The 24,693-nt window shown below is 65.1% G+C and carries 22 protein-coding genes; 14 read left to right on the forward strand and 8 right to left on the reverse strand.

What is annotated here, in order from left to right; genetic code table 11:
- Entirely contained in the window at nucleotides 1–846 is an 846-nt protein-coding gene (locus tag EBS11_RS01675) for an ABC transporter ATP-binding protein (protein WP_290599988.1), read from the forward strand.
- Complete coding sequence (locus EBS11_RS01680; RefSeq protein ID WP_290599989.1) at nucleotides 843–1,715, forward strand: ABC transporter permease; 873 nt, start codon at nucleotides 843–845, stop codon at nucleotides 1,713–1,715. Before EBS11_RS01675 ends, EBS11_RS01680 begins: the two co-directional genes overlap by 4 nt.
- Nucleotides 1,716–1,726: 11 nt before the next feature.
- On the opposite strand, the gene EBS11_RS01685 is transcribed toward EBS11_RS01680, so the two are convergent.
- A complete protein-coding gene (locus EBS11_RS01685) occupies nucleotides 1,727–2,614 on the reverse strand; it encodes an HTH-type transcriptional regulator ArgP (RefSeq protein ID WP_290599990.1) in 888 nt (295 codons plus the stop codon).
- Between the two features lie 145 nt (nucleotides 2,615–2,759).
- On the opposite strand from EBS11_RS01685, the gene EBS11_RS01690 reads away from it, so the two are divergent.
- The 5 genes from EBS11_RS01690 (at nucleotide 2,760) to EBS11_RS01710 (ending at nucleotide 9,339) form a co-directional block, all read left to right on the forward strand.
- Nucleotides 2,760–5,252, forward strand: coding sequence for a PBP1A family penicillin-binding protein (locus EBS11_RS01690; protein WP_290599991.1), 2,493 nt, complete (start codon nucleotides 2,760–2,762; stop codon nucleotides 5,250–5,252).
- 4 nt (nucleotides 5,253–5,256) lie between these two features.
- The gene (locus EBS11_RS01695; RefSeq protein WP_092796813.1) at nucleotides 5,257–5,880 is read left to right on the forward strand and encodes a trimeric intracellular cation channel family protein; all 624 of its coding nucleotides are present in this window, start codon (nucleotides 5,257–5,259) and stop codon (nucleotides 5,878–5,880) included.
- Between the two features lie 96 nt (nucleotides 5,881–5,976).
- Nucleotides 5,977–7,860, forward strand: a complete 1,884-nt coding sequence (locus EBS11_RS01700) for a beta-propeller domain-containing protein (protein WP_290599993.1) — start codon at nucleotides 5,977–5,979, stop codon at nucleotides 7,858–7,860.
- A 49-nt stretch (nucleotides 7,861–7,909) separates the two neighbouring features.
- The gene (locus tag EBS11_RS01705) at nucleotides 7,910–8,476 is read left to right on the forward strand and encodes a sigma-70 family RNA polymerase sigma factor (protein WP_290599994.1); all 567 of its coding nucleotides are present in this window, start codon (nucleotides 7,910–7,912) and stop codon (nucleotides 8,474–8,476) included.
- Nucleotides 8,473–9,339, forward strand: coding sequence for a hypothetical protein (locus EBS11_RS01710; protein WP_290599995.1), 867 nt, complete (start codon nucleotides 8,473–8,475; stop codon nucleotides 9,337–9,339). Before EBS11_RS01705 ends, EBS11_RS01710 begins: the two co-directional genes overlap by 4 nt.
- Before the next feature lie 6 nt (nucleotides 9,340–9,345).
- On the opposite strand, the gene EBS11_RS01715 is transcribed toward EBS11_RS01710, so the two are convergent.
- Nucleotides 9,346–10,491 carry an MFS transporter gene (locus tag EBS11_RS01715; RefSeq protein WP_290599997.1) on the reverse strand — a complete coding sequence of 382 codons (1,146 nt, stop codon included), beginning with the start codon at nucleotides 10,489–10,491 and terminating at the stop codon, nucleotides 9,346–9,348.
- Between the two features lie 283 nt (nucleotides 10,492–10,774).
- Here EBS11_RS01715 and EBS11_RS01720 point away from each other — a divergent pair, with 283 nt between their 5' ends.
- The 7 genes from EBS11_RS01720 to EBS11_RS01750 all read left to right on the forward strand — a co-directional run bounded on the left by EBS11_RS01720 (nucleotide 10,775) and on the right by EBS11_RS01750 (nucleotide 19,076).
- On the forward strand, nucleotides 10,775–11,542 hold the full coding sequence (locus EBS11_RS01720; RefSeq protein ID WP_290599999.1) for a gamma-glutamyl-gamma-aminobutyrate hydrolase family protein: 768 nt from the start codon (nucleotides 10,775–10,777) through the stop codon (nucleotides 11,540–11,542).
- A 67-nt stretch (nucleotides 11,543–11,609) separates the two neighbouring features.
- Complete coding sequence (locus tag EBS11_RS01725; protein WP_290600001.1) at nucleotides 11,610–12,980, forward strand: glutamine synthetase family protein; 1,371 nt, start codon at nucleotides 11,610–11,612, stop codon at nucleotides 12,978–12,980.
- Between the two features lie 11 nt (nucleotides 12,981–12,991).
- Nucleotides 12,992–14,452 carry an aspartate aminotransferase family protein gene (locus EBS11_RS01730; RefSeq protein ID WP_290600002.1) on the forward strand — a complete coding sequence of 487 codons (1,461 nt, stop codon included), beginning with the start codon at nucleotides 12,992–12,994 and terminating at the stop codon, nucleotides 14,450–14,452.
- 172 nt (nucleotides 14,453–14,624) lie between these two features.
- Nucleotides 14,625–15,773, forward strand: a complete 1,149-nt coding sequence (gene potA / locus EBS11_RS01735) for a polyamine ABC transporter ATP-binding protein (RefSeq protein WP_290600003.1) — start codon at nucleotides 14,625–14,627, stop codon at nucleotides 15,771–15,773.
- Nucleotides 15,774–15,780: 7 nt separating this feature from the next.
- A complete protein-coding gene (locus EBS11_RS01740) occupies nucleotides 15,781–16,710 on the forward strand; it encodes an ABC transporter permease subunit (protein WP_290600004.1) in 930 nt (309 codons plus the stop codon).
- The gene (locus tag EBS11_RS01745; RefSeq protein WP_290600005.1) at nucleotides 16,707–17,558 is read left to right on the forward strand and encodes an ABC transporter permease subunit; all 852 of its coding nucleotides are present in this window, start codon (nucleotides 16,707–16,709) and stop codon (nucleotides 17,556–17,558) included. The genes EBS11_RS01740 and EBS11_RS01745 overlap by 4 nt, the downstream gene beginning before the upstream one ends.
- A 30-nt stretch (nucleotides 17,559–17,588) precedes the next feature.
- Complete coding sequence (locus EBS11_RS01750; protein ID WP_290600006.1) at nucleotides 17,589–19,076, forward strand: aldehyde dehydrogenase; 1,488 nt, start codon at nucleotides 17,589–17,591, stop codon at nucleotides 19,074–19,076.
- Nucleotides 19,077–19,109: 33 nt separating this feature from the next.
- On the opposite strand, the gene panB is transcribed toward EBS11_RS01750, so the two are convergent.
- The 6 genes from panB to EBS11_RS01780 all read right to left on the reverse strand — a co-directional run bounded on the left by panB (nucleotide 19,110) and on the right by EBS11_RS01780 (nucleotide 24,569).
- Entirely contained in the window at nucleotides 19,110–19,985 is an 876-nt protein-coding gene (gene panB / locus EBS11_RS01755; protein ID WP_290600008.1) for a 3-methyl-2-oxobutanoate hydroxymethyltransferase, read from the reverse strand.
- A gap of 108 nt (nucleotides 19,986–20,093) precedes the next feature.
- The gene (gene folK / locus EBS11_RS01760) at nucleotides 20,094–20,573 is read right to left on the reverse strand and encodes a 2-amino-4-hydroxy-6-hydroxymethyldihydropteridine diphosphokinase (RefSeq protein WP_290600010.1); all 480 of its coding nucleotides are present in this window, start codon (nucleotides 20,571–20,573) and stop codon (nucleotides 20,094–20,096) included.
- 8 nt (nucleotides 20,574–20,581) lie between these two features.
- Entirely contained in the window at nucleotides 20,582–21,952 is a 1,371-nt protein-coding gene (gene pcnB / locus EBS11_RS01765; RefSeq protein WP_290600012.1) for a polynucleotide adenylyltransferase PcnB, read from the reverse strand.
- Nucleotides 21,945–22,616 (reverse strand): HAD family hydrolase, encoded by a 672-nt coding sequence (locus EBS11_RS01770; protein WP_290600114.1) that lies wholly within the window; start codon nucleotides 22,614–22,616, stop codon nucleotides 21,945–21,947. The genes pcnB and EBS11_RS01770 overlap by 8 nt, the downstream gene beginning before the upstream one ends.
- The gene (gene hda / locus EBS11_RS01775) at nucleotides 22,616–23,284 is read right to left on the reverse strand and encodes a DnaA regulatory inactivator Hda (RefSeq protein ID WP_290600014.1); all 669 of its coding nucleotides are present in this window, start codon (nucleotides 23,282–23,284) and stop codon (nucleotides 22,616–22,618) included. Before hda ends, EBS11_RS01770 begins: the two co-directional genes overlap by 1 nt.
- A gap of 202 nt (nucleotides 23,285–23,486) precedes the next feature.
- Nucleotides 23,487–24,569 (reverse strand): AI-2E family transporter, encoded by a 1,083-nt coding sequence (locus tag EBS11_RS01780; protein WP_290600016.1) that lies wholly within the window; start codon nucleotides 24,567–24,569, stop codon nucleotides 23,487–23,489.
- Nucleotides 24,570–24,693: the final 124 nt, after the last annotated feature.

Genomic DNA, 24,693 nt, shown 5'->3' on the forward strand with positions numbered 1-24,693 from the left:
ATGCACGCGCCCGCCTTTCACCTCGTACGTCCTCCGCTTACGGTAGAGCCATTGCTCAGCGTCAAGCATGTCAGCCTGGAATACCGGACGGAACAGCGCACCGTGCGCGCCACGCACGACGTCAGTTTCGACGTCTTCCGGGGCGACCGTTTCGTCTTGCTGGGCCCATCGGGCTGCGGCAAGTCGTCCCTGCTGAAAGCCGTGGCCGGCTTCATCGCGCCGCGCGCGGGCAGCATCGCCATGCAGGGCCAGCCCATCAGCAAGCCGGGGCCGGAGCGTGTCGTCGTGTTCCAGGAATTCGACCAGTTGCCGCCGTGGAAAACAGTGCTGGAAAACGTCATGTTCCCCCTGCTGGCCAGCAAGCGCCTGGACCGGCAGGCAGCCCGCGAGCGGGCTCATCACTGGATCGCCAAGGTGGGCCTGGCCGGTTTTGAAGATGCCCATCCGCATACCTTGTCGGGCGGCATGAAGCAGCGGGTGGCCATCGCCCGTGCCCTGGCCATGCAGCCGGAAGTGCTGCTGATGGACGAGCCGTTTGCCGCCCTCGATGCCTTGACGCGGCGCAAGATGCAGGAGGAGCTGAGCCGCTTGTGGGAAGAACTGCGTTTTACCCTCGTGTTCGTCACGCATTCCATCGAGGAAGCCCTGGTGGTGGGCAACCGCATCCTGCTGCTGTCGCCCCATCCGGGCCGGGTACGCGCCGAACTGAACAGCCATCAGTTCGGCTTGCACAGCGCGGGCAGCGCGGAATTCCAGGCTGCCAGCGGCCGCATCCACGGCTTGCTGTTCGAGGAGGATGCCGTGGCCGTCCCGCCGGCACAGGCGGCGCGCAGGGAGGCCGTATGAGCGTGTTGCTGGAGCCGCCCATCCGCCAGGAATTCGTGTATGCGGCGCCGCCGCCGGCCGGCGTGGCGGCAGAACGGCCGCTGTCGCGCTGGCAGCGCCTGGGCCAGCATGCGCTGTGGCGCAAGGCCTTCATTTTGCTTAGCCTCGCTTTGCTGTGGGAAGGCGCGGCGCGCTGGACGCACAACGATTTGCTCTTGCCCGGCCTCCTGCAGACGGCGCAGGCCTTTATCGATGGCATCGCCAGCGGCGAATTGCTCACGCGTACGGCCGCGTCCCTCATCGTCTTGCTGCAGGGCTACGCGGTGGGCGTGCTGGCCGCCTTCGTGCTGACCTTGCTGGCCGTCTCCAGCCGCCTGGGGCGCGACGTGCTGGAAACCTTGACGGCCATGCTCAATCCCTTGCCCGCCATCGCCCTGTTGCCGCTGGCCCTGCTGTGGTTCGGCCTGGGACGGGCCAGCTTGATCTTTGTCATCGTCCATTCCGTCATGTGGCCGCTGGCCTTGAACACGTACGCGGGCTTCCAGGGCGTGCCGGACACCCTGCGCATGGCGGGCCGCAACTATGGGCTGAGCGGCCTGCGCCTGGTGCTGCACATCCTCGTGCCGGGCGCCTTGCCGTCCATCGTCTCGGGCCTCAAGATCGGCTGGGCCTTTGCCTGGCGCACCCTGATCGCGGCCGAGCTGGTATTTGGCACCACGTCGGGGCAGGTCGGCCTGGGCTGGTACATCTTCCAGAACCGCAACGAGCTGTACACGGACAAGGTCTTCGCGGGCCTGGCGGCCGTCATCGTCATCGGCTTGCTGGTGGAAAACATCGGCTTTCGCAGCCTGGAGCGCGTGACCCTGAAACGCTGGGGCATGCAGCGATAGTGACTTGATGGTTATTTCAGCATCGTGCGCGCCGCCGCGATGATCTGCCGCGACAGCTGCTCCAGCCGTGGCGACTGTACCTTCCACGTGTGCCAGTACAGGGCCACGTCGGCCGGGGTCTTGGGCGTGAGCATTTCCACCAGTTCGCCATCCGTGTTCGCCTTCAGCAGCAGCTCGGGCACCATGCCGTAGCCGAGGCCATAGCGGATGGCGTTGAAGTGCGAGGTGGCACCGGGCACGTAGTGGCAGGGGTAAGCCCCTTCGGGCAAGCCCAGCGCCTCCTGCAGGTACGACGACTGCAGCGTGTCCTTGCGCGTGTAAGCGACGACGGGCGCCGTGCGCGCCGCCTTGCGCGTCAGGCCGTGCGGAAACCATTGCTGGCGGAACGCGGGCGTGGCCACCAGCCAGTAGCGCATCACGCCCAGCGGCTCGGCCGTGCAGCCGCGCATGGGTTTCGCTTCCGTGCTGATGCAGCCGATGGCCATGCCCGTCTCCAGCAAGGTATAGGTATGGTCCTGGTCTTCCACGGTCAGGTCCAGCAGCACGCGCTCGCGGATCAGCACTTCGGACAGGGCAGGGAAGAACCACGTGCCCATGGAATCGGCGTTCAGCGCCAGCACCAGGGTCAGCGGGGCATCCTGCTGCACCGCCAGTTCCGCTTCCAGGTCCGCCTCCAGCAGCTTGGCCCGTTTCAGGTACTGCATCAGGCGCTGGCCCATGCGCGTGGCGCGCGCGGGACGGCTGCGTACGATCAAGGCATTGCCCAGCTGGCTTTCCAGCGCCCGCACGCGCTGCGAAATGGCGGGCGAGGTCAGGTGCAGCTGCAGCGCCGCCTGCTCGAAGCTGCCCGTTTCGACGACGGCGCGGAACGCTTCCGTGTGCTTGGGATTCAGGTTCATGGTGCGCGCCTAACATAAGAAAAATTTATCAATACTAAATAATACTTACTTTTTATAAGGATAGGTGTGTTGCAGTGCACAATGCTTCTTTGATGGAGTGCCGCGCGCCCGCGCGGGGCCTCCTGGCAGCAAAGGAATGACCGATATGGAAACCCACGATACGGCGCACGGCAGTGAAAAAGACGGCGCGAAAGACGGTACGAAAGACAGCACCACCACTGCCACCACCCGCAAGCCGCCATCGACGCTGGCGCGCAATCTGAAATTCGGCCTGGGACTGACCCTGGGCCTGGGCTTGTCCGCCGCGCTGGCGGGCGGCTACTGGCTGCGCCAGGCATGGCAGGATTTGCCGCCGGTCGAACACCTGGCCCGGTACAAGCCCGCACTGCCGCTGCGGATACTCTCCAGCGAAGGCGAGTTGCTGGCCGAATACGGCGAAGAGCGCCGCGAATTCCTGCCCCTGAAGGAGATCCCGCTGCGCATGCGCCAGGCGCTGCTGGCCATCGAGGATGCGCGCTTCTACGAGCACGGCGCCGTCGATTTCTATGGCCTCACGCGCGCCACCCTGGCCAACGTCGTCACGGGCCACCACGCGCAGGGCGCCAGCACCATCACCATGCAGGTGGCGCGCGACTTCTTCCTGTCGCGCGAGAAGACCGTGCAGCGCAAGCTGACGGAGATGCTGCTCGCCTACAAGCTGGAACAGCACTACGGCAAGGACAAGCTGCTGGAGCTGTACATGAACCAGATCTACCTGGGCGAGCGCTCCTACGGCTTTTCCGCCGCTTCGAACATCTATTTTGACAAGCCCCTGGCCGAGGTCAGCATCGCCGAAGCGGCCATGCTGGCCGGTTTGCCGAAGGCGCCGTCGGCCTACAACCCCGTCGCCAATCCGCAGCGCGCCACCGTGCGCCAGCATTACATCCTGCAGCGCATGCGCGAACTCGGCTACATCACGCCGGCCGAATACGATGCCGCCGTGGCGGAAAAGCTGGCCCTGAACAAGGACCGCAACAGTTCCGTGCATGCGGCCGCGTATGCGGTGGAAGAAGCGCGCCAGCTGATTGTGCAAAGCTACCCGGAAGGCGCCTACAGCATGGGCCTGGACGTGACGACCACCATCCGCATGGCGCCGCAGCGGGCGGCCGACAAGGCGCTGCGCGACGGCTTGCTGAACGCGCAGGCGCGGCGCGGCTACCGCGGCCCGGAAGCGCGCCTGGCCGCTTCGCAAGACAGCGTGGCGCGCCAGCTGGCCGCCTATCCGGACAGCGGCGAACTGCGCGCCGCCCTGGTGCGCAAGGTGGCGGCCAGCGGCGCGCGCCAGGTCACGGCGCAGCTGCGCAATGGCGACGAGATCGTGCTCATGGCCTCGGATGTGCGCCTGGGCGGCAAGCTGCAATGGGAGGGCAAGCGCGCCATCGTCGAGGGCAGCGTGATCCGCGTGGTGCACGATGCGGCAAAAAACCGTTGGCTGGTGAGCCAGCTGCCCGAGATGGAAGGCGCGCTCATTTCCGTCGACGCGCACAGCGGCGAAATTGTCGCCATGGCGGGCGGCTTCGATTTCTACCGCAACCACTACAACCACGCCACGCAAGCTTACCGCCAGCCCGGTTCCAGCTTCAAGCCCTTCGTGTATTCGGCGGCGCTGGAGAAGGGCTACTTCCCCGGCACGGCCGTGGATGACACGCAGCGCTTGCTGCTGCCGCAGGAAACGGGCGCGCAGCCGTGGCGTCCGCGCAATTACGGCAACAACTATGAAGGCTTCATCAGCGTGCGGCGGGGCCTGGTGCGCTCGAAAAACCTGGTGGCCGTCAGCCTCATGCAGGCGGCCGGCCCTGGCTACGTGCAGCATTACGCGACGCGCTTCGGCTTCGAGGGCGCGCGCAATCCCGTCTCCCTGCCGCTGGCGCTGGGTGCGGGCGCCGTCACGCCGCTGCAGCTGGCGCAGTCGTACTCGGTGTTCGCCAACGGCGGCATGCAGATGCCGCCGAAACTGATCAAGGAAGTGCGCAGCCGCAGCGGCGCCGTGCTGTTCAGCGATGCGGCGCCACGCGCCAAAGGCGAGCCGGCGCCTGGCACGCAGGTCATCTCCACGCGCAATGCCTACGTCATGGACAGCATGCTGCGCGACGTCGTCAAGAGCGGCACGGGGCGCGGCGCGCTGGCGCTGGGGCGCGGTGACGCGGCCGGCAAGACGGGTACCTCGAACAATGCGTATGACGCCTGGTTCGCTGGCTATTCCTCCGGCCTCGTCTCCGTCGTGTGGCTGGGCTATGACCAGCCGAAAAGCCTGGGCAACGCCACGGGCGGCACCCTGGCGCTGCCCGTCTGGCGCGACTACATGCAGGTGGCCGTGCAGGGCCGCCGCGAACAGGTGCTGGCCGAACCGCCAGGCCTGGCCCTGCTCGACGGCGACTATGTGTACGCCGAATACCTGGCCGGCGACTGCCTGAAGGATAACTTTGCCTTTATCCACAGCAGCATCAGCTGCGGCAGCGGCAGTGCGGATACGCGCATGGCGCACGGTGATGCTGGCGCTGGCGGCAACGGCGGCTCCGGCGCAACCACGAGCGAGGCGCGCACCTTGAGCGAAGCACGCGAGCGCGAACAAATTCTCAAATCATTTTCGGAAGAGTAAGACCATGCTGTTATATACGATTTACCTGGTGGCGATCGTCGCCGAAGCGATGTCCGGCGCCATCATGGGCATGCGGCGCGGCATGGACCTGTTTGGCATCTGCATGATCGGCACCGTCACGGCGCTCGGCGGCGGCACCATCCGCGACGTGCTGCTGGGGCACTACCCGCTGGGCTGGATCGCGCATCCCGAATACCTGCTGTTTACGGTGGGCGCGGCCGTCGTCACGGCCGTGGTGGCGCGCTATCTGCACCATCTGCGCACGGTGTTCCTGCTGGTCGACGGCCTGGGGCTGGTGGCGTTTTGCGTGATCGGCTGCGACATCGCCATGTCGGCCAAGATGCACCCGGCCATCGTCGTGCTGGCGGGAATGATCACGGGCGTCTTTGGCGGCCTGCTGCGCGATATCCTGTGTAACCAGATTCCGCTGGTGCTGCAGCGCGAAGTATATGCCACCGTGGCCCTGTTTACGGGCAGCCTGTATGTCGGCCTGCTGTACTTCAAGGTTGACAGCTCGGTGGCGCAGCTGGCCTCCATCGGTGCCGGCTTCCTGTTCCGTTTCCTGGCCCTGCACTTCGAGTGGCGCCTGCCGAATTTTAACGGCGACCGCATACGGGGTTTCGAATAGGAGGAATGCGGCGTGACATTTTTCACGCGCGCTTAACCCCTTTTTCTCCGCTGCCGCGTTTCATGTTGGACACCCTAGCCAACCGGAGAAGAAGCGATGTCCAGCGCCCTCAAGATCACCGTGATACTGTCCCTGCTGCTGTCGGCAGGCAGCCATGCCGCCGGGACGGCGCCGCGCAAGACCCTGGCGCCGTTTGCCAGCGAGCAGGCGCTGGGCAGCTACCTGCAGCAGTTGCAGGCGCGCCAGGAGGCGCTGCTGCTGAAGCAGCAGAAACTGCAGCGCGCCACGGCGCAGTACATGGCGGCGCCGCCGGCACCGCCAGCCGCGCCCGCGCCGATGGCTGAAGCGGCGGCGAAATCGGTGGATGCTGCCGAGTCGGTCACCAACGTGCAGACGGCGGGCGTGGACGAAGGGGGCATCGTCAAGCTGCATGGCAAGCACCTGGTGATGCTCCGGCGCGGCAAGCTGTTTACCGTGCAGGTGGGGGGCAATGCCCTGCAGCCCGTGTCTTCGCTCGACGCGTTCGCGCCGGGCAGCGACCCGTCGGGCAGCTGGTATGACGAGATGCTGATCGATGGCGACACGGTGGTGGTGATCGGCTACAGCTACAGCCGGGGCGGCACGGAGATCGGCCTGTTCGACATCCACGCGGACGGCAAGCTGGCTTACCGTTCCACCTACCACCTGCGCTCGAATGATTACTACTCTTCGCGCAATTACGCCAGCCGCCTGATCGGCAGCAAGCTGGTGTTTTACTCTCCCTTGTCGCTCGATTTACGCCGGGGCGACCCGTTCGGCGGTTTTCCCGCCCTGCGTCGCTGGCGCCCTGACGCCGTGCCATCGGACTTCAAGCGTATCGCCCCGGCCACGCGCATCTACCGCACCGACGACGAGCCGGAAGCGGGCAACGGCGTGACCCTGCACACGGTCACCGTGTGCGACCTGGCGCAGCGCGACATGCGCTGCGAAGCGACGGCCGTGCTGGGGCCGCGCGGCCGCGTGTTCTACGTCTCCGGCCAGTCCGTCTACGTGTGGACCACGCGCCGTGGCAGCGATTCGGGAGTGTTCCGCATCCCGCTCGACGGCACGGCGCCCAGCGCCCTGAAGGTAGCGGGTGCCCCCGTCGACCAGTTCTCCTTCCTGGAAAGCGCTGACGGCCACCTGAACGTGCTGCTGCGCGCCGAAGGCCAGGGCGACGCCATGTGGGATGGCGCGCGGGGGCGGGGCGACATGGCCCTGCTGCGCGTGCCGCTGGCGTCGTTTTCCGATGGCCGCGACAGCGCGCCGGCCGGCAGCTACCAGCCGCTGCCCGGCGGTGGCGGCTATGGACTGCAGAACCGCTATGTGGGGCCGTATCTGTTGTACGGCAATCCGGGCAATGCCGGGCGCCGCAAGGCCGACCAGGCGTGGCCGCGCCAGCCCCTGTACGCCGTGCGCTGGGCCGATGCGGGCGGCAGCGTGCAAGCCTTGTCCCTGCCGCACGGCGTGGAACGCATCGAAGCGCTGGGCAATGATGCCGTGGTGATCGGCGCGCAGGGCAGGGATCTGCATTTCAGCAGCATCCGCCTGGGGGCGCAGGCGGCGATTGCCACGCGCTATGTCCGCGCCGATGCGGCGCAGGGCGAAGCGCGCAGCCACGGTTTTTTCTACAAACCGCAAACGGCTGGCGAAGGCGTGATCGGCCTGCCCATCCTGGGCGCGGACGAGCGGCCAGGCTTGAACAAGTCATCGGCGTCCGTCCTCTATCTGCGCAACAGCGGCCTGACATTGACGGAGCTGGGCGCGCTGGCCGCGCGGCCCGGACAGCCCCTGGACGACGGCTGCCGCGCGTCCTGCGTGGACTGGTATGGCAATGCGCGGCCCCTGTTCCTGCAGTGCCGGGTTTTCGCCTTGCTCGGCTATGAATTGGTGGAAGGGGCACTCAAGGACGGGCAGATCCGCGAAGTGCGCCGCATCAGCTATGCGCCCACTTTACGCTGAAGGCGCAGGGAAATTGTCGCTGCCGCGTAGTTCGGCTACACTGGTCCGCATGCCCGACACTTTACTGACCGCCACGGATGAAGAGCTGATGCTGCGCTACGGCGCCGGCGATCTGCCGTCGTTTCGCGAATTGTACCGGCGCCATAGCCAGGGTCTGTACCGCTTCGTGGCCTGGCGCGCGCCGCGCCGCGCGTGGGTCGACGAGATCGTGCAGGACGCATGGGCCAGCCTGCACGCGGCGCGCGCCGGCTACCAGCCCCAATCGGCGTTTCGCACCTATCTGTACCAGATCGCGCGCAACCGCCTGATCGACTTGCTGCGCCAGCGTCAGGGACAGGAACACGACGAAACAGGTGAACTGGCGGACGAAATCGCCTCGCCGCAGCAGTCGCTGGAGCAGAAGCAGCAGCACGCGCGGCTGCATGCGGCCATCGCCGCGCTGCCGGTAGAACAAAAGGAGGCGCTGGTGCTGCAGCAGTTCAGCGGCATGAGCATCCAGGATATCGCCGTGGTGACGGGGGCGGAAGCGGAAACCGTCAAGAGCCGGCTGCGCTACGCCATGCAGAAATTGCGCGCCCAGCTCGATGGCGCGCCAGGCACGGGAGGGCAGGCATGACTACGCACGACGAACACCAGAATCACGCACCCGAGGACGCGGAGTTGAACGCGTTGCTGGCCAGTCTGCCGCAGCCTGCGCCATCGAGCGCGCTGGACGCGGCCATCCTCGCCGACGCGGAAAAAGCCTTGCGCCAGCCGGCAGCGGCCAACGACAATGCCGACGGCGTACTGCGCACCCTGCCGGTAAAAAAGACGCCCGACTATCTGCAGCGCTGGCGCATTCCGCTGGGGCTGGCCGCGGCCGTGCTGTTGACGGTGAACCTGATCGGCGTGGACTGGTTCGGTTCGAAGCCGGCGCAATTTCCCGTGGTCGGCGAACCTGCCATGCCGGAGGTGATGCCCGCGCCTGCTGTCACGGCATCTGCCCCGCCGCTGGCCGCTGAAGCGGCGCCGCAGCCAGCATCCCAGCCAGCATCCCAGCCAGCACCGTTGCCCGCGGCGCCTGCACCGCGCGCGCTGGCCAAGATGGCGCCCAGTCCGCCGGTGCAGGCCGAGCCGTCGCCGGCGCCTGCCTTGCGACCGGAGCCCCGGCTGACGGCGACGGTACCCTTTGCTCCTCCTGCACCGCCGCCCCCGCCGGCGCCTGCTGCGGCGATGGAGCAGCCCATGCAGGCCGAATCGAGCCTGCAGCGCCAGGCGCCCGCGCAGCGCGCGCTGGCGATGCCCGCTCCCGTGGCGGCCCGCGCCGCGCCGCTGCCGCCACCGGCGAAATTGGATGCTTCCGTGTGGCTGGTGAAGATCGACGCCTTGCTCAAGGCGGGCGAAGGCGCGCTGGCGCAGGAGGAATGGACGGCCTTCCGGCAGGCGTATCCCGATTATCCGGTGGCCGAAGAGCTTCGGCACCGGCTGGAAAGGAAGTAGCGCAGGCTACACGATTCCCTTCTTGCGTTCCCACACGGCGCTGCCGACAAAAATGGCGGCGCACACCCACATCACGGCCGGCAGGGCGTTCACGCCCACCGATTGCATCAGCACGCCCGTCAGCAGGGGACCGCCGCCGCTGGTGACGCCCCAGGTGGCGTTGACGATGGCGCTGGCGCTGGTCAGCGACAACCCCGTAAACCGCTCGCCGCAGGCCACCAGCGCCAGCATGTAGATGCCGCCCGCCGCCGCGCCCAGCAACAGCAGCAGGGTCCACCACAGCCACGGCGTGCCGACGGCGAACGGCAGCAGCGGCAGCAGCAGGCAGACGGCCACGCCGCAGCCCGCATGCACCTTGGCGCGGCCGAAGCGGTCGGCCATCCAGCCCAGCGCAAACTGCAGGCCCGTGTCGCCCACCAGCACCACGGTGGCCGACAGCAGGGCCAGGTCCGTGCCGATGCCGTGCTCCATCGCGTACAGGGGCAGCAGGCTCAATGCCAGGGTGTCGAACAGGGCGAAGAAAGCGGCGCCCAGCACGATCATCGGCATGCGCGGCAGGATCAAGGTCCATTTCACGCCGTGTTCTTCCGGCTCCCGTTCCGGGCCGCTGTTCGAGATCAGCATCAGGCCCGGCACGGCCAGCAGGAACAGCAGGCCGCAGGCGGCGAAGCTCCAGCTGATCTTGTCGTTGAACAGCGCCACGAGGGCAGGGCCGATCAGCTGGAAAAACGTAAAGCTGGTGGTGTACATGGCCACCACCCTGCCCCGTGAATTGTCGGGTGCCAGACGGTTGACCCACGCCTCGCCGATGGTAAACAGCACGCCCATGGCACCGCCGAACAGGAAGCGCAGCACGCTCCACGCCAGCAGGTGGTCGGTGAACTGCATGGCGACCGTCGCCAGCGAGGCCACCCAGACGGCGCCCAGCATGGTGGCACGCGCGCCGAAGCGTCCCACCCAGCCCGAGACGAAAGGCGAGGCGGCCAGGATGCCCAGGGCGCTGACGGCCGTGATCATGCCGATGATATCCGTGCCCACGCCGCGCTGGTGCAGGGTCAGTGCGGTGAGCGGCATGGTGGCGCCCAGGCCCAGTCCCACGACGCCGATGCTGACGACGAGGGCGAAGAAATCGCGCCATGGCATGTGCTTCATGCCTGCCTCCGCGTGGGAGAAAACAGGGCCGGGGTGGTGGGGAAGTGGTGTGGGTGCATGTGAAAAAGGGGGACTTTGCCTGCGGCGCTGGCGTTTGGCGCCGGACGGGCATATGATGATTTAATAAAGGCAATATGGCAAAGCCGTAGTGTAGGCGATGTGTGCCACCGCTGGCCACGCTCATCCGTGTGGCCGCTGCCTGCGGCTGTGCTGTACAGTGAAGCGAGCGGCAGTGCTGTCATGGCGCTGTCATTGGATCGTCACGCCAGCGAGGTAGCACTCTATGCGCCGTCCCATCGTTCTCGTCCCCGCCTGCCAGCGTCAGCTCGGCAGCCACGCCTGGCACATGGCGCAGGACAAATACCTGCACGCCGTGCTGCACGGCGCCGGCTGCATGCCGTTGCTGCTGCCCGCTTTTGGGGCGGAGGCGGACCTGGAAGCGGCGCTGCAAGTGGCCGACGGCGTCATGCTCACCGGCTCCGCCTCGAACGTCGATGCGCGCCTGTATGGCGAAGACATCTTGTTTCCCGACCTGCCGCAGGACCCCGCGCGCGACGCCACCACCTTGCCCCTGATCCGCGCCGCGCTGGCGCGCCAGCTGCCCCTGCTGGCCATCTGCCGCGGCTTCCAGGAAGTCAACGTGGCCCTGGGCGGCAGCCTGCACCAGGCCGTGCACGCCGTGCCGGGCATGATGGATCACCGCGAAAACGTGCTCGATCCCCTGGCGCGCCAGTATGCGCCTGCGCACCGCATCCGCTTGACACCGGAAGGCCTGCTGTCCCGATTGCTGGGCGGCGAGAGCGAGATGCTGGTCAACTCCCTGCATGGCCAGGGCGTGGCGCGGCTGGCCGACGGCTTGCTGGTGGAAGCCCTGGCCGACGACGGCCTGGTGGAAGCGTATAGCGTGGCCAGCGCCGCCGGTTTTGCGCTGGCAGTGCAATGGCATCCCGAGTGGCAGGTGCAGGATAACCCGCAGTCGATGTGGCTCTTTGGCGCCTTTGGCCAGGCGTGCCGCGATTACCAGGAACAGCAGCACAGGAAGAAAGGATGACAGGCGCGCCGCACCGGCAGCACGCGGCGCTTGATGAAGAAAAGCACAAGACCAGCGAGAGGGAAACATGGCAATACGCGAAAATTTCACTTATACGGACATGGATTTGTGGCTCAATGAAAAGCGCGTCACGGAAATCGAATGCCTGGTCCCCGACCTGACGGGCGTGGCGCGGGGGAAGATCCTGCCGCGGGGGAAATTCACCCAGGAGCGCGGCATGCGCATCCCGGAAGCGGTGCTGGGCATGACGGTGACGGGCAATTACCCGGTCGACGATGGCGGCTATGACCGTGCCATTTCCAGCACCGACCGTGACATGATCTTGAAGGCCGATCCCACCACCATCACCATGGTGCCATGGGCCACCGACCCCACCGCGCAAGTCATCCACGACTGCTATTTTTCAGACGGCATGCTGGTCGATTTCGCGCCCCGCTCCGTCCTGCGGCGCGTGCTGAAACTGTATGCGGACAAGGGCTGGAAGCCCGTGGTGGCGCCCGAGCTGGAGTTCTACCTGACGGCAAAGAACAGCGACCCGGACCTGCCCCTGAAGCCGCCCATCGGGCGCAGCGGCCGGGCCGAGACGAGCCGCCAGGTGTACAGCATCGACGCCGTCAACGAGTTCGACCCGCTGTTCGAGGATATCTACGATTACTGCGAACTGATGAACCTGGACGTCGATACCTTGATCCACGAAATCGGCGCGGGGCAGATGGAAATCAACTTCCTGCACGGCGACCCGCTGGGCCTGGCCGACAAGGTGTTTTTCTTCAAGCGCACCTTGCGCGAAGCGGCCCTGAAACACGATATGTACGCCACCTTCATGGCCAAGCCCATGGCGGGCGAACCGGGTTCCGCCATGCACGTGCACCAGAGCGTCGTCGATGCGAAGACGGGCTTGAACATTTTCAGTAATGAAGACGGTTCCGCTGCGCCCATCTTCAAGCACTACATCGCGGGCCTGCAGCGCTACATGCCGTCGGCCATGGCCATCGTCGCACCCTACGTCAATTCCTACCGCCGCATCGTACGCCACACGGCCGCGCCCATCAACATCCAGTGGGGTCTGGATAACCGCACCGTGGGCTTCCGCGTGCCCGAGTCGGGCGTGCAGGACCGCCGCGTGGAAAACCGCATCATCGGCGCCGATGCGAATCCCTACCTGGCCCTGGCCGTGACCCTGGCCTGCGGCTACCTGGGCATGACGGAGCAGCTGGAGGCGACGCCGATGATGGTGGGCAGTGCCTACGACATGAAATTCGAGCTGCCGCAGGGCTTGCCCGAAGCCTTGCAGCTGCTGCGCGCGGAAGACAAGCTGCGCACGGTACTGGGCGAGCGCTTCATCGACGTGTATGCGGCCATCAAGGACCTCGAGCACCAGGAATTCATGACCGTCATCAGCCCGTGGGAGCGCGAACACTTGTTACTGCACGTTTAAAAGGAGCACGCATGAGTACATCCAACAATCCGCTGGCGCCGGGCGCCGCCCTGGTCGCCTCCGTGGCGCAGAAAAACGCGGCGCCGCAGGTGTACGACACGGCCGCCATCCAGCAGATGGACTCGGCCCACTACCTGCATCCGTTCACCGATTTCCAGGAACTGGCCAGCAAAGGCGCAAGGGTGATGGTGCGCGGCGATGGTGTCTACCTGTGGGATAGCCAGGGCAGGAAGATCGTCGACGGCATGTCGGGCCTGTGGTGCGTCAACGTGGGCTATGGCCGCACGTCGATCTCGCAAGCCGTGTACCGGCAAATGGAGACGCTGCCGTTCTATAACAGCTTCTTTGGCACGACCAATGTGCCGGCCGCGCAGCTGGCCGCCAAGCTGGCGCAGATCTCCCCGCCGCAGTTCCAGCACGTCTTTTTCACCAGTTCCGGCTCCGAGGGCAACGACACGAATGTGCGCATGGTGCGCCGCTACTGGGACATCCTTGGCCACAAGGAGCGCCACACCATCATCAGCCGCCACAACGCCTATCACGGCAGCACGGTGGCGGGGGCATCCCTGGGCGGCATGGATGGCATGCATGCGCAGGGCGGCCTGCCTATCCCCGGCATCGCGCATATCGGTCAGCCCAACTACCTGGAGTCGGGCCATGGTTTGAGTCCGGAAGCATTCGGCCTGAAGGCGGCCGGCTGGCTGGAAGACAAAATCCTCGAGATCGGCGCCGGCAAGGTGGCCGCCTTCATCGGCGAGCCGGTGCAGGGCGCCGGTGGCGTCATCATCCCGCCCTCGACCTACTGGCCCGAGATCCAGCGCATCTGCGACAAGTACGGCATTTTGCTCATCGCCGATGAAGTCATCTGCGGCTTCGGGCGGCTGGGGCGCTGGTTCGGCTCCGACCTGTTCGGCATCAAGCCCGACCTGATCACGTTTGCCAAGGGCGTCACTTCGGGTTATGTTCCCCTGGGCGGCGTGCTGGTGGGGGAGCGTGTCGCCAAGGTACTGATCGGGCAGGGCGGCGAGTTCACGCACGGTTTCACGTATTCCGGCCACCCCGTGGCCTGCGCGGCGGCGCTGGAAAATATCCGCATCATCGAGGAAGAGCAGCTGGTGGCCAGGGTGGCCGACGATACGGGGCCGTATCTGAAACAGTGCTTCGCCAGCCTGGGCGAGCATCCGCTGGTGGGCTACGCGGACAGCTGCGGCCTGGTCGCGGGCCTGAACCTGGTGCGCAAGAAGGGCGCCACCGTGCACGAGAACGAGCCGTTCGACGAGAGCTTCGGCGTGGGCATGATCTGCCGCGGCCACATGTTCGACAACGGCGTCATCATGCGCGCCGTGGGCGAACGCATGATCGTCGCCCCGCCGCTGGTCATGACGCGCACGCAGATCGACGAGATGGTGGGCTTGATACGGGTGTGCCTGGACAAGACGTATGCGGACGTGCAGGCGAAGGGCTGGGTGTAGCTTGTCGTTGCATCCAAACGCACACCCCGGGTTGGTGTCGGTTTTTGCCCAATTTTGCCGCCATCTGCGCATTTTTTGGACCGCAATGGCGGCAGTTCCGCTAAACTTCCATCTTGGCCGCTCCTACAGCGGCCAGTTTTTCATTTTGACACTCCTTACCCAAAGTACCCACATGACGATAGCAACACCCTTTGCTTCGGCCAGCGACACCCCAGCGCCTTTCTTGCTGATTGATCAACTGGTCAAGGAATTTGACGGCGTGCGCGCCGTCAATGATATTTCCGTGACGATCAACAAGGGCGAGATTTTTGCCTTGCTGGGCAGTTCCGGTTGCGGCAAGTCGACCCTGCTGCGCATGCTGGCCGGTTTCGAGACGCCGACGTCGGGCCGCATCGCCCTGGCGGGTAACAGCATCGTCGACGTGCCGCCGCACCAGCGCCCCATCAACATGATGTTCCAGTCGTACGCGCTGTTCCCTCACCTGTCCGTGTGGGACAACATCGCCTTCGGCCTGCGCCGCGATGGCTTGCCGAAGGCGGAAGTGGCGGCGCGGGTCGAGCAGATGCTGGCCCTGGTACAGCTGGGCCAGTACGCGAAGCGCAAGCCGCATCAGCTGTCGGGTGGCCAGCAGCAGCGCGTGGCGCTGGCGCGCAGCCTGGCCAAGCGGCCGCAGTTGCTGCTGCTCGACGAGCCCCTGGGCGCCCTCGATAAAAAACTGCGCGAACGCACGCAGATGGAACTGGTGAACATCATCGAGCAGGTGGGCGTCACTTGCGTGATGGTCACGCACGACCAGGACGAGGCCATGAGCATGGCCACGCGCATCGCCGTCATGAGCGAGGGGCGCATCCTGCAGGTTGGCGCGCCCGGCGAAATCTATGAAACGCCGAATTGCCGTTTCGTCGCCGATTTCATCGGCAGCGTCAACCTGTTCGATGGCTGCATCACGCAGGATGAACCCGACCACGTGGTGATCGCCACCCCTGACGGCGAGCACTATGTCTCGCACGGCATCACGGGCAACCTGGGCATGGATGTCTCGGTGGCCGTGCGCCCTGAAAAAATCGGCATCCAGGTCGAGCCGCCCGCTTTGGAAGAGCGCGCGTCGTCGGCGGAGCACGGCTACAACTGCGCCCAGGGCGTGATCGTCGCCATGGCGTATTTTGGCAATGAAACCAGCTACCACGTGCGCCTCGACAGCGGCACGGTGGTGAAAGTCTCGCGCACCAACGCGGCCCGCCACGACGCCGCGCGCCTCGAACGCGAGCAGCGCGTGTGGGTGTGGTGGGATGGCGCCGACATCGTCGTGCTGACCAGCTGAGGCCATCATGACGTCCCTTTTGCAATCGCTGCGCAGCCTTGTCGCCCTGCGCTGGCTCACCGGCCGCAACGCCGTCATCGCCGTGCCGGCGCTGTTCCTGACGGCCGCTTTCCTGGTCCCCTTCCTGATCGTGCTGCGTATCAGCCTGTCCGACATGGACACGGCGGGCAGCCCGTTCGGCGGCCTGCTGTCGTACGTCGACGGCATCGTCGTGCTGAAGGTGAAAGTCGCCAATTACCTGTTCATCGCCGCCGATGAGCTGTATCTGCTCACCTATCTCAGTTCATTGAAATACGCGGCGATCACCACGGCCATCTGCCTGTGCATCGGCTACCCGTTTGCCTACTTCATGGCGCGTGCCAAGCCATCCATCCGCCCCGTGCTGATGATGCTGGTGATGCTGCCGTTCTGGACTTCCTTCCTGCTGCGCGTGTACGCGTGGAAGGGCATCCTGGCCAATCACGGCCTGCTCAACGACCTGCTGCTGTCGCTGGGTGTCGTCAGCGAACCGCTGCACATGATGAATACCTCGTTCTCCCTGGTCGTCGGCATGGTGTACGCCTACCTGCCCTTCATGATCCTGCCCCTGTACGCCAACCTGGTCAAGATGGACATGCGCTTCCTGGAAGCGGCGGCCGACCTGGGCGCCACGCCCTTGCAGGCCTTCTGGCGCATCACCGTACCCCTGTCGAAGTCGGGCATCATCGCCGGTTCCATGCTGGTATTCATTCCGTCCGTGGGTGAATACGTGATTCCCGAGCTGCTGGGCGGCCCGGAAACGCTGATGATCGGCAGGGTACTGTGGGATGAATACTTCACGAACAACGACTGGGCCATGGCCTCGTCGGTGACGGTGCTGGTGATCCTGTTGATCCTCGTGCCGATGGCCATTTTTAACAAATACAAGACGGATCAGGGCGCGGAGAAACAAGCATGAACGGACGTAATTTCCTGCAGCGCTGGTTCGGGCGAGGCTGGCTCTCGCTGGGCTATCTGTTCCTCTACCTGCCCATCATCGTGCTGATCGTCTTCTCGTTCAACAGCTCCCGCCAGGACATGGTGTGGAGCGGCTTTTCGCTGCGCTGGTATCAGGAGCTGATGAGCGATGCGGAGATCATTTCCGGCTTTGGCCTGTCGCTGAAGATCGCCTTCATGTCGGCGACGTCTTCCGTCGTCCTCGGCACGTTTGCCGCTTTTGCCTTGAGCAGCTACCAGCGCTTCCGTGGCCGCACCGTCTTTTCCGCCATGGTCAGCGCGCCCTTGGTGATGCCGGAAGTGATCATCGGCCTGTCCCTGCTGCTGATGCTCGTGTCCATGCAAAAGGTCTTCGGTTTCCCCGAGCGGGGCGTGCTGACCATCTGGCTGGGCCACACCCTCTTGGGCATGGCGTATGCGGCCGTGGTGGTGCAGTCGCGCCTGCAGGAGATGAGCAAGTCCCTGGCCGAAGCGGCCATGGACCTGGGCTGCCGCGCACACCAGGTGTTCTTCCTCGTGACCCTGCCGAACATCACGCAGGCGCTGGCCTCGGCCTGGTTGCTGACGTTTACCCTGTCGCTCGACGACGTCGTGCTGTCGGCCTTCTTGTCCGGCCCCGGCTCGACGACCATGCCGCTGGTGATCTTTTCGCGTGCGCGCCTGGGCCTCGACCCGCGCGTGAACGCCATCGCCGCCCTGACCATCCTCGTCGTGACCATCGCCGTCATCGTGTATGCCGTGATGCTGGCGCGCGCCGACCGGCGCCGCCGCAGGCAGATGTCTGCGGCGTATGCGGCGGATCAGGAGTAAGCTGGCGTCTTCACCTTTGAGGAGACGACGATGACGGAAACCACCAGCTGGCATGCACGTGCCGCAGAGATCAAGATCGATGGCCGCGCCGTCATCGACGGCGCACGGGTAGGGGCCGTATCCGGCCAGACCTTCGACAAGCTGTCGCCCATCGACGGGCGTTCGCTGGGGGCGGTGGCGCGCTGCGATGGCGCGGACGTGGAGGCGGCCGTGCAGGCCGCCCGCGCCGCCTTCGACGACCGCCGCTGGGCGGGCAAGTCGCCCGCGCAGCGCAAGCGGATACTGATCAAGTTTGCCGACCTGGTGCAGCAGCACGGCCCCGAGCTGGCCCTGCTGGAAACCCTGGACATGGGCAAACCGATCAAATACAGCCAGAGCGTGGACGTGGGCGCCACGGCCAACTGCCTGCGCTGGTATGGCGAGGCGATCGACAAGGTCTACGATGAAATTGCGCCCACGCCCGCCAACAGCCTGGCGCTGATCACGCGCGAACCGGTGGGCGTCGTCGCCGCCATCGTACCGTGGAATTACCCGATGATCATGGCAGCGTGGAAGATCGCTCCCGCGCTCGCAGCCGGCAACAGCGTGATATTGAAACCGTCGGAAAAATCCCCGCTGACGGCCCTCCGCCTGGCCGATATCGCGCTGGAAGCGGGCGTGCCGAAAGGCGTCTTCAACGTGCTGCCTGGCTACGGCAACGAGGCGGGCGCCGCGCTGGCGCTGCACATGGATGTCGATTGCATCGGCTTCACGGGTTCCACGCGCACGGGAAAACTGATCGTGCAGATGGCGGGCCAGTCGAATTTGAAACGGGCCTGGACGGAACTGGGCGGCAAATCCGCCAACATCGTCTGCGCCGATTGCCCTGACCTGGACAAGGCCGTGGCGGCCGCCGTCGGTTCCATCTTCTTCAACCAGGGCGAAAGCTGCAATGCGCCGTCGCGCCTGTTCGTGGAAGAGTCGATCAAGGATGCGTTCATCGCCAAGGCGCTGGCCATGCTGCCCCGCTTCCAGCCTGGCGACCCGCTTGACGAAGCCACCGTCATGGGCGCCATCGTCGATGCCACGCAGATGCAAACCGTGATGGGCTATATCGCATCCGGCAAGCAGGAAGGCGCGCAGCTGCTGGGCGGCGGCGACGCCGTGCTCCTTGAGACGGGGGGCTACTACGTGCAGCCGACCATCTTCGGCGTGGATGCGGGCATGACGATTGCGCGCGAAGAGATCTTCGGGCCCGTCCTGTCCGTGCTGGGTTTTACGGATATCGCCGAGGCGGTGAAGCAGGCGAATGCCACGCCGTACGGCCTGCAGGCGGCCGTGTGGACGTCCGACATCACCAAGGCCATCCAGACGGCACGCGCCCTGCGCGCGGGCACCGTGCACGTCAACCAGTACGATGGCGATGACATCACCGTGCCTTTCGGCGGCTACAAGCAGTCAGGCAACGGGCGCGACAAGTCCCTGCACGCGCTGGACAAGTACACGGAGCTGAAGACGACGTGGATACAGGTGGGGTAGGACCGGGGTCAGACCCGTCGGGTCTGACCCCGATCAGAAGCAGTGTTCCAGCGCCGGGAAGCTGCCATCCTTGACGGCTTTCACATAGCCGGTGACGGCGTCGTCGATGCTGGCCGCGCCTTCCATGAAGTTGCGCACGAAGCGCGCCTTGCGGCCTGGGAACACGCCCAGCATGTCGTGCATGACGAGGACCTGGCCCGAACAATCGGGACCGGCGCCGATGCCGATGGTCGGTATCGTCAGCATGTCGGTCACTTCCTTGCCCAGCTGCGACGGCATGGCTTCCATCAGCACGATGGCGGCGCCCGCGTTTTGCAGCGCCAGCGCGTCATTCTTCAACTGTGCGGCGCTTTCCGTGCTCTTGCCCTGGACTTTATAGCCACCCAGCTGGTGCACGGATTGCGGCGTCAGGCCGATGTGGGCGCAGATGGGGATGCCGCGCTCGGCGAGGAATTTCACGGTCTCGGCCAGCCAGGCGCCGCCTTCGATCTTGATCATGTGCGCACCCGCCTGCATCAGGATGGCGGCATTGGCGTACGCCGTTTCAGGCGTGCCATACGCGCCGAACGGCAGGTCGGACATGATCATGGCCGACTTGGCGCCGCGCGCCACGGATGCCGTGTGGTAGGCCAGTTCGGCCACGGTGACGGGCAGGGTGGAGTTGTGGCCATTGCAGACCATGCCGAGCGAATCGCCGATCAGCAGGATCTCCACGCCGCAGCGGTCCATCAGCGACGCGAAGCTGGCGTCATAGCAGGTCAGCATGGTGATCTTTTCGCCGGCGGCGCGCAGCGTGGCCAGGGTGTGGATGGTCACGGCCTTGTTGGCGACAGGCTTGGATGGCGCCGGCGCCGGTGCGGCGGCCTTGTCTTTGGCGGCCAGATCTGTTCCTTGCAAATAAGCGGACATAGGTATTCTCTAGAGTGAAAGGGGGTGATGCGATTGCGACGCCGCTAGTGTAGTACTTTATGCGGCGTGCTGCAGGAGCGGCATTGTAGTGGAAGGATGCGAAGCGGGTCAGAGCTGGCTGATGGCCTGGTCGCCGACGCCTGCCAGGTAGGCCTGTGCCGGCCCGAGGCCAGGCACGACGATGGCGGGCGCCAGGGCCAGCAGCGGCACCAGCACGAAGGCGCGTTCGGTGATGCGTGGATGCGGCACCGTCAGGCTGGCGCTGGCGATCTGCTCGTCGCCGTACAGCAGCAAGTCCAGGTCCAGCGTACGCGGGGCGTTGCGGTAGGGCCGCTCGCGCCCATGCGCCGCCTCGATGGCGTGCAGGGCCAGCAGCAGTTCTTCTGCCGGCAGGGTGGTGCTGATGCGCGCCACGGCGTTGACATAGTCGTCACCGCTCGCATCGATGGGCGCCGTGCGGTAGCTGGCCGAAGCGTCCAGCAAGCTGGCGCCGGGCAGGCGCGCCAGGCGCGCGATGGCATCCTGTACGTTGGCGCGCGCGTCGCCCAGGTTGGCGCCGATGCCGATGTAAGCGGTTACTGTCTGCATGACTGCGTTTACTCGCCGCTGGTGCTGCCGGTGGTGCTGCCGCCACCCGTTTTGCTGCGGGTGCTGCGGCGCGGCGGACGCTTCTTCTTGACGGCGCCGGGCGCCGCAGTGGCGCTGACGAGCAAGGCTTCGCGCGTTTCCTCGTCGCCTTCATAGAAGGCGGTCCACCATTCGCCGATTTCCATGTCGATCTCGCCCGAGGCGCAGCGCAGCAGCAGGAAGTCGTAGCCGGCGCGGAAGCGCAGGTGCTCGAGCAATTTGTACGGCGCCTTGCCGACGCGGCGCTCGAAGCGGGGCTGCATCGACCAGATGTCGCGCATGTCCGAGCCGATCTTGCGCTGCAGGGCCAGTTTTTCCGTCTGCGAGTCGAGCACGTCGTCGGCCGCCAGGTGCAGCGCGGGGATCGTCGATTCGCCTGCGGCGCGGTAGGCCGTCCATTTTTCCAGCACCTGGTGCCACAACAGCGAGGCAAACAGGAATCCTGGCGAGACGGTCTTGCCGGCGGCGATGCGCTGGTCCGTGGCATCGAGCGCCAGGGTGACGAATTTCGCGCCCAGCGGCTGCTCCAGCACCACGTCGAGCAGGGGCAGCAAGCCGTGATGCAGGCCTTCCTTGCGCAGCTGCTGCAGGCAGGCCAGCGCATGGCCGCTCATCAGCAGTTTCAGCATCTCGTCGAACACGCGCGGCGCGGGCACGTTGTTGATCAGCGGCGCCATGACGGGAATCGGCGCGGCGGTGGCCGGCTCGATGGTGAATTTCAGCTTGGCGGCGAAGCGCACCACGCGCAGCATGCGCACGGGGTCTTCGCGGTAGCGCTCTTCCGGCTTGCCGATCATGCGCAAGGTCTTGGCGCGGATGTCTTCCACGCCGCCGTGGTAATCCAGCACTTCCTGCGTGGCCGGGTTGTAGTACATGGCGTTGATGGTGAAGTCGCGGCGCAGCGCATCTTCGTGCTGCAGGCCGAAGGTGTTGTCGCGCAGGACGCGGCCATGTTCATCCTTCGGCGCGGAGTCGGCGCCGGCGCCGCGGAAGGTCGTCACTTCCAGCAGGTCCTGGCCGAACATCACGTGCACGATCTGGAAGCGCTTGCCGATGATGAAGGCGCGGCGGAACAATCGCTTGACCTGCTCCGGCGTGGCGTTGGTGGCGATGTCGAAGTCTTTCGGCTTGACGCCCAGCAGCAGGTCGCGCACGGCGCCGCCGACGACGAAGGCTTCGAAGCCTGCTTCCTGCAGGCTGCTGGTGACGCGGATGGCATTCGACGATACCAGTTTCGGGTCGATTCCGTGTTGCGCAGGACCGAGCACGACGGGTGCCGTGGTGTCGCGCGCTGCCTCTTTTTTAACGCCGAGGATCTTGCGGATGAATTTTTTAATCATTGAATAAGTGGAGTGATGGCCAGCCGTGGAGGGATGCGTGTGCGCTCAAAGCGGTGTTGGGATTGGTCGCGACAGGGTGGGTCACGACCGACAGCAGGGGAATGTCGTTGTGCGAATCGCTGTAAAAATAGCTGCGCTCGAACTGTCCCAGTTCCTTGCCCATCTTTTCCAGCCAGGCATGGGTGTGGGTCAGCTTGCCCGCACCGAGGGTTGGCGTCCCCACCAGCTTGCCCGTGACGTTGCCTTCGGCGTCATATTCGGGCATGGCCGCCAGCAGGTGTTCGACGCCGAGCGCGTCGGCGATGGGCTTGGTGATGAAATGGTTGGTCGCCGTGACGATGGCCAGCAGGTCGCCCGCGTCCTGGTGCTGCTTGATCAGCGCCACGACTTCGGGGCGGATGGCAGGCAGGACCACTTCGGCCATGAACTGCCTGTGCAGCGCTTCGAGGCGTTCGCGCGGGAATTGCGCCAGGGTGCCCAGGGAAAATTCCAGGTATTCCACCGGATCGAGCGTGCCGGCCTGGTATTGGGCGAAAAATTCGTCATTGCGGCGGGTGAATTCGGCGGCGTCCACGGCACCGATGCGTACCAGGAATTCGCCCCACTCGTGATCCGAGTCGATGGGCAGCAGGGTGTGGTCGAGGTCAAACAGGGCCAGATTCATCATTCTTTCGCTTCCGCCTGCAGCAACTCGCGCAACAAAGGCAAGGTGATCGGGCGTTGGGTTTCCAGGGAGTAGAGGTCGAGAGAGTCCAGCATCGTCGACAGCGAACGCATGTCGCGCCGGAAATGGGACAGCAGATAGGGTAACACGCCCGGCGACAAGGTCAAGCCGCGGGTGGCGGCCGCCTGGGTCAGGGCGGCGATTTTTTCATCGTCCGTCAAGCCGTGGATTTGGTAGATCAAACCCCAGCCCATGCGCGTGCGCAAGTCTTCGCGCACGGGAAGCACGGCGGGCGGCACGGCGCCGCTGCACACCATGTAAGCCTTGTTGGCGCGGATTTCATTGAACAGGGCAAAGGCATCGATCTGCGCCAGCGGCGACAGCTTTTCGCAATCGTCGAGCAGGTACAAATCCACGTCGGGCGAGTAGACGAATTCGGACTCGATCGAGAATGGCGAAATGTAGCGCGCACGCTCGGTGCTGGCCAGGGCCTTGAGCAGATGGCTCTTGCCGGCGGCCAGTTCGCCCCACAGGTAGGCAAAATGCTCGCGCGACGCACGTGCGGCGAACTGGCGCATCAGCTGCGCCACTTCGGCATTCTGTCCCACCTCGAAGGTATCGAGGCTGTGCGCCTGGTCTGTGCCTAAATCGAGCACCAGTTGTTTCATGGCGTACGCCTTGTCCTGTTTTTCATTACTGCGTATGCGTCGTCGTCGCTGTTGTTAGTTTCATATTGTAATCATATCGGGTGCCTGACAGAAGCGTAGCGAGCGGCAGCAATTTGTGGCCGAGAAGCGCAACCGTACTGTAGTACGGTGAGTATCGCCGGCCGCAAAGTGCGACGCGCAGTAGCTTATGTCTGTCACCTTGTCATGCATTATAGAAGGTGCTGGACAGGTAGTGGCGTCTTAGATGCTTAAAAGCGACCATCAGGACGGCAGAAGCGGGTAACGCCAGCAAAACGCCGACGAAACCGAATAGTTGTCCGAAGGCTAATAAAGCGAAGATCACGGCCAGCGGGTTCAGGCCGATGCGCTCGCCCACCAGGCGCGGCGTGAGGAAAAAGCCTTCGATGACCTGGCCCGCACCATAGATGACGGCGACGGCGATCACGCCGCTCCAGTCGGCAAATTGCAGCAGGGCGGCGATCAGCGCCAGCATCAGGCCCAGGCCGAAGCCCAGGTAGGGAATGAACACCAGCAAGCCCGTGATGATGCCTACGGGCAATGCCACCTCGAAGCCGGCGATGGCCAGCGCCACCGAGTAATACGTGGCCAGCACCAGCATGACCAGCAGCTGGCCGCGCAGGTATTGCGCCAGCAGGGTGTCGACTTCCTGCGCCATGCCCACCGTGCGGCCTACCCAGCGGCGCGGCACGGCGCCGGCGATGCGCGCCAGCATGGGATGCCAGTCCAACAATAGATAGAACAGCACCACGGGGATCAGTACGACGGTGGCCAGCCAGCCCAGCACGGCCGTGCCGCCGATGCGGGCCGACGCCAGCACGGTGCTCCAGATTTCATCGCCGCTGGTGGCCATCTGCTGGCTCAGCATGCGCTTGATGCCCGTGCCGTCCAGGCGCACGCGGATGCCCAGGTCGCGCAGTTTGGGCGCGAGGAATTCATTCGCCTTGCTCAGGAATTGCGGGATCTGCGCCTGGAGCAGGGGGATTTCCTTTTGCAGCACGGGCACGACGATCAGCACCAGCGCCGTGATGGCGAGAAAAAACAACACCACGACGATGAGCACGGCCAGGGGACGGGGCACGTAAAAGCGCTTGTAATGCAGGCGCTGCAAGCGGTCCACGCCGGGATTGAGCACGTAGGCGAGGATGGCCGCGGCCAGGAAGGGCGTCAATATGGGCCCCAGGCTGACGAGCAGCAGCAAGAATGCCAGCCATACCGCGATCCAAAATGCTGTTTGCTTCTGTTCGGCGGTGATGGGGAATGGCATGGGGTTTGGGCTTTTGCGTTAAAAAAAGGCAGTTAATTACGAAACGGCGGGGCAGTTTGATAAAATAGCGTCTTGATCGACCGAATTCACCGGCTGGCCGCCTGTCGCACGGATGTCAAAAACA

Source organism: Janthinobacterium sp., assembly GCF_009923995.1.
In the GTDB taxonomy this organism is placed as follows: Bacteria; Pseudomonadota; Gammaproteobacteria; order Burkholderiales; family Burkholderiaceae_D; genus Janthinobacterium.

Bases quoted from the DNA above. Each gene is read 5' to 3' on its own strand.
- EBS11_RS01710 (WP_290599995.1), top strand. From the start codon at position 8,473: ATGACTACGCACGACGAACACCAGAATCACGCACCCGAGGACGCGGAG.
- EBS11_RS01685 (WP_290599990.1), bottom strand. From the start codon at position 2,614: ATGAACCTGAATCCCAAGCACACGGAAGCGTTCCGCGCCGTCGTCGAA.
- EBS11_RS01695 (WP_092796813.1), top strand. From the start codon at position 5,257: ATGCTGTTATATACGATTTACCTGGTGGCGATCGTCGCCGAAGCGATG.
- hda (WP_290600014.1), bottom strand. From the start codon at position 23,284: ATGAAACAACTGGTGCTCGATTTAGGCACAGACCAGGCGCACAGCCTC.
- EBS11_RS01730 (WP_290600002.1), top strand. From the start codon at position 12,992: ATGAGTACATCCAACAATCCGCTGGCGCCGGGCGCCGCCCTGGTCGCC.
- EBS11_RS01680 (WP_290599989.1), top strand. From the start codon at position 843: ATGAGCGTGTTGCTGGAGCCGCCCATCCGCCAGGAATTCGTGTATGCG.
- EBS11_RS01770 (WP_290600114.1), bottom strand. From the start codon at position 22,616: ATGAATCTGGCCCTGTTTGACCTCGACCACACCCTGCTGCCCATCGAC.
- EBS11_RS01700 (WP_290599993.1), top strand. From the start codon at position 5,977: ATGTCCAGCGCCCTCAAGATCACCGTGATACTGTCCCTGCTGCTGTCG.
- EBS11_RS01745 (WP_290600005.1), top strand. From the start codon at position 16,707: ATGAACGGACGTAATTTCCTGCAGCGCTGGTTCGGGCGAGGCTGGCTC.
- EBS11_RS01690 (WP_290599991.1), top strand. From the start codon at position 2,760: ATGGAAACCCACGATACGGCGCACGGCAGTGAAAAAGACGGCGCGAAA.
- potA (WP_290600003.1), top strand. From the start codon at position 14,625: ATGACGATAGCAACACCCTTTGCTTCGGCCAGCGACACCCCAGCGCCT.
- EBS11_RS01740 (WP_290600004.1), top strand. From the start codon at position 15,781: ATGACGTCCCTTTTGCAATCGCTGCGCAGCCTTGTCGCCCTGCGCTGG.
- EBS11_RS01675 (WP_290599988.1), top strand. From the start codon at position 1: ATGCACGCGCCCGCCTTTCACCTCGTACGTCCTCCGCTTACGGTAGAG.
- EBS11_RS01720 (WP_290599999.1), top strand. From the start codon at position 10,775: ATGCGCCGTCCCATCGTTCTCGTCCCCGCCTGCCAGCGTCAGCTCGGC.
- EBS11_RS01705 (WP_290599994.1), top strand. From the start codon at position 7,910: ATGCCCGACACTTTACTGACCGCCACGGATGAAGAGCTGATGCTGCGC.
- panB (WP_290600008.1), bottom strand. From the start codon at position 19,985: ATGTCCGCTTATTTGCAAGGAACAGATCTGGCCGCCAAAGACAAGGCC.
- pcnB (WP_290600012.1), bottom strand. From the start codon at position 21,952: ATGATTAAAAAATTCATCCGCAAGATCCTCGGCGTTAAAAAAGAGGCA.
- EBS11_RS01715 (WP_290599997.1), bottom strand. From the start codon at position 10,491: ATGAAGCACATGCCATGGCGCGATTTCTTCGCCCTCGTCGTCAGCATC.
- EBS11_RS01780 (WP_290600016.1), bottom strand. From the start codon at position 24,569: ATGCCATTCCCCATCACCGCCGAACAGAAGCAAACAGCATTTTGGATC.
- EBS11_RS01725 (WP_290600001.1), top strand. From the start codon at position 11,610: ATGGCAATACGCGAAAATTTCACTTATACGGACATGGATTTGTGGCTC.
- folK (WP_290600010.1), bottom strand. From the start codon at position 20,573: ATGCAGACAGTAACCGCTTACATCGGCATCGGCGCCAACCTGGGCGAC.
- EBS11_RS01750 (WP_290600006.1), top strand. From the start codon at position 17,589: ATGACGGAAACCACCAGCTGGCATGCACGTGCCGCAGAGATCAAGATC.